This window comes from Halochromatium salexigens (assembly GCF_016653295.1).
Classification (GTDB): Bacteria; Pseudomonadota; Gammaproteobacteria; order Chromatiales; family Chromatiaceae; genus Lamprobacter; species Lamprobacter salexigens.
In genome coordinates, this window is sequence record NZ_NHSF01000055.1 from 1 (window position 1) to 3,078 (window position 3,078).

General features: G+C 62.5%; 3 protein-coding genes and 1 pseudogene. All 4 read left to right on the plus strand.

Annotation, left to right across the window (positions count from 1 at the left end; genetic code table 11):
• The first annotated feature begins 147 nt into the window (after positions 1-147).
• Positions 148-1,011: a hypothetical protein gene (locus CCR82_RS09165; protein WP_201245295.1), complete on the plus strand. Its 864-nt coding sequence runs from the start codon at positions 148-150 to the stop codon at positions 1,009-1,011.
• 25 nt (positions 1,012-1,036) lie between these two features.
• A pseudogene (locus tag CCR82_RS09170) lies at positions 1,037-2,341 on the plus strand (IS1634 family transposase); the annotation flags it as partial.
• Between the two features lie 57 nt (positions 2,342-2,398).
• The gene (locus CCR82_RS09175; protein WP_201245297.1) at positions 2,399-2,782 is read left to right on the plus strand and encodes a primase-like DNA-binding domain-containing protein; all 384 of its coding nucleotides are present in this window, start codon (positions 2,399-2,401) and stop codon (positions 2,780-2,782) included.
• Positions 2,783-2,911: 129 nt separating this feature from the next.
• Positions 2,912-3,078, plus strand: a 167-nt coding sequence (locus tag CCR82_RS09180; protein ID WP_201245299.1) for a transposase family protein, incomplete at its 3' end; no start/stop codon positions are given.

Sequence of the window (3,078 nt, forward strand, 5' to 3'; positions counted from 1 at the left end):
TGCTCGGCTGTCAGCGTGCTGGCCGGCTGAGCATGAGAATCCGGGGGCATAGGCAGGAGGTTAGTGTCTGAGACATGCCACCAAGTATGTCATAGATCGGTATATCTAAAAGCGGAAATCGCCTTAGACGAGAATCATGGCCGCCAGGTGGCCACCTCCTACATTCAGAATGTCGCCGACTGGGTTGGCAGCATCGCCACGGCCAAGGAAGAGACCTGGGAGTACGCGTTGCCAGCGCTGCAGGTGTCCATTGCCACGGTGGTGATCAGCCTCGATGGGGCGATGATCCCGATGGCCGACAGCGCCGGCTATCGCGAAGCGATGGCCGGTGCGCTGTCGTTCTACGACCACGACGGCGAGCGTCAGCACACCGTCTATCTGGCCGCTGCGCCCGAATACGGCAAGCAGAGCTTTCTCGCGCGCCTGGAGCGCGAGATTGCGCGCGCCAAGCAGCACTCCCCCAACGCCCTGTATCTGGGCATCGCCGATGGCGCCTATGGCAACTGGACGTTCCTCGAGCAGCACACACAGCGACAGCTGATCGACTTCTTCCATGCCACTGAGTACATCGGCACACTCGCTCAAGCGCAGTATCCGCAACGCCGCGACACACAGCGACGCGAGGACTGGCAGCACGCCCACTGTTACAGCCTCAAGCACGACCCCGCGGCATGCGATCAGCTGATCGCCGAGGCGACCCGCCTCGCTGATCGCCGCGGGCTCTCGCAGACGCTGCGCGATGAGGTCCGTGCAGCGCGGACCTATTTCGACAACCACCGCCATCAGATGGATTACCCGCGCTTCGTCGCCGAGCGACTTCCGATCGGTTCCGGTGTCATCGAGGCGGCCTGCAAGACCCTCGTCAAGCAGCGCCTCTGCGCCTCAGGCATGCGCTGGAAAACCAAGGGCGCCGGCATCGTGCTCAGCCTGCGCGCGCTCACACAGACCGTCGGACGCTGGGCGCAGTTCTGGCAGAAGATCGATCAGTTTGGAGCGGAGTGCTGCTGTTGAGCACAGCATGCTGAGGCCTCACCCGCTGCAGGAACGCACGCAGCTGCCCGCGTTCGAGCTCAACGAGCTGCATCATGAACAACTGCTACGGGCGATGGACGCCCTGGAGGAACACAACGAGGCGGTTGAGTGCGCGGTGGCCAAGCAGTTGCGCCCGTTGCTCGATCAGGATCTCAGCGTGATCTTCTATGACGTGACCACGGTGCGCATCCACGGCACCGGCCAGTGCGTGGGCGATCTGCGCCGCCATGGACTGAGCAAGGACACCGGTGGGATCGATCGCCAGGTGGCCCTCGGTGTCGTGCAGAGCGCCGAGGGGTTGCCGATCGCCCACGAGGTGTTCGAGGGCAACGTGGCCGAAACCACCACCCTGGCGCCGATGATCGAGCGCTTGCTCAAGCGCTTCCGGCTCAAACAGGTGGTGATCGTTGCCGATCGGGGGCTGTTGAGCATCGACAACATCGATGGGCTCGAGGCGTTAGGGCGTGCGCAGGGCTTGCAGGTCGATGACATCCTCGCCGTGCCCGGGCGGCGTTATGCTGAGTTCGCCGAGCTCATCGCCGAGCACCATCCCCGCCTCGTCGCGGCGGTGTGCGATCCGGATGCCGACGTCATCGGCGAGGCGCGTTGGCAGGAGCGCCGGCTGGTGATCGCCCACAATGCCACCCGTGCCGCCGAACAATCCCGGGCGCGCCGTGAGGCGATCGAGGCCCTCGATGCACTCGGCCAACACCTGGCCGAGCGGCTCAATGACCAAGATGCGGGCAAGCCCGTGCGCGGCCGGCGTGCGACAGATCGTGGGGCTTACAAGCGCTTCCACCAGGCCGTACTCGAGAAGCGCCTCAGCCACATCGTCAAGGCCGACCTCGGCTCGCCGCAGTTCAGCTATTTGATCGATCAGGGGGCCTGGCAGGCTGCCGAGCGCCTCGATGGTAAGCTGTTGTTGGTCACCAGTCTCCAGGACTTGAGCGCCGAAGCGGTGGTGGCGCGCTATCGCTCGCTCGCCGATATCGAACGCGGCTTCCGCGTCCTGAAGTCCGAGATCGCGATTGCGCCGGTCTACCACCGCTTACCGACTCGCATTCGCGCGCATGCCCTGATCTGTTTCCTTGCCCTGGTGCTCTATCGTCTTCTGCGCACGCGCCTGACGGGCGCCGGCAGCGAGCACTCCCCGGAGCGAGCGTTACGCATCCTGCGCCAGATTCAGCAGCATCGGGTCAAAGCCGGCAGTCGTGAATACAGCGGGCTGTCACGCTTGACGCCGGAGCACCGCCAGCTCTTCAAGGAGATCGGTATCGCTTTGCCCCAGTCATCAAGTCAAGTGTTGTGACATTTTTTCAGATCCTCGGTCAAGAAAAACAGGGGGTTATGCCCCTAGCTGTGGAACTTGGGTGAGCAAAAGCTATGGGCGGAGCGCGCCGGGGTGCTGGATTGGATCATCGAGGAGGCGGTCGAGTGGTATCGCAATGGCTTGCAGGTTCCAAAGGTCATTCGGGATGAATCAGCCGCCTACCGCAAGGATTCAGACACGCTTGGGCAATTTCTCGACCAAGAGACAACCCAAGCCCCCAGCGAGCGAGTTGCACAGAGGGAGCTGTGGAACCTGTGGCGCCGCTATTGCGAGCACGAAGGGCTGAGGGAAGGCTCGAAGAAATCGTTTACTCAACGGCTGGCGGAGCGCGGGCACGCTAGCTCGAAGTCTGGACCGACCTGGTTCTACGACGGGCTAACGCTCGAATCAGCCGAGCATCACTTGGCGGTTGTACGGTAACAGCATGGAGGGGGTTGGACAGCATGGACCAGGGCAATCGCATCAACATATTAGCGGATACTGTTAGACAAGGCAGTCCACTTCCCCGATGATCCCGGCCTTTGTTTTGATGGTGGGAGGATCTCATCCATGGATGACCTGAGTGTCGAACGATCGATTGCAAGTCATTTTGCTGCCTTGGAAGATCCGCGTTGTCAGATCCAGCGCCGGCATCTTCTCAGCGAGATGATGGTCATCGCCATCGCGGCGGCCCTGAGCGGTGCCGACGGTTGGGTGGGGGTGGCGACGTTCGCCAA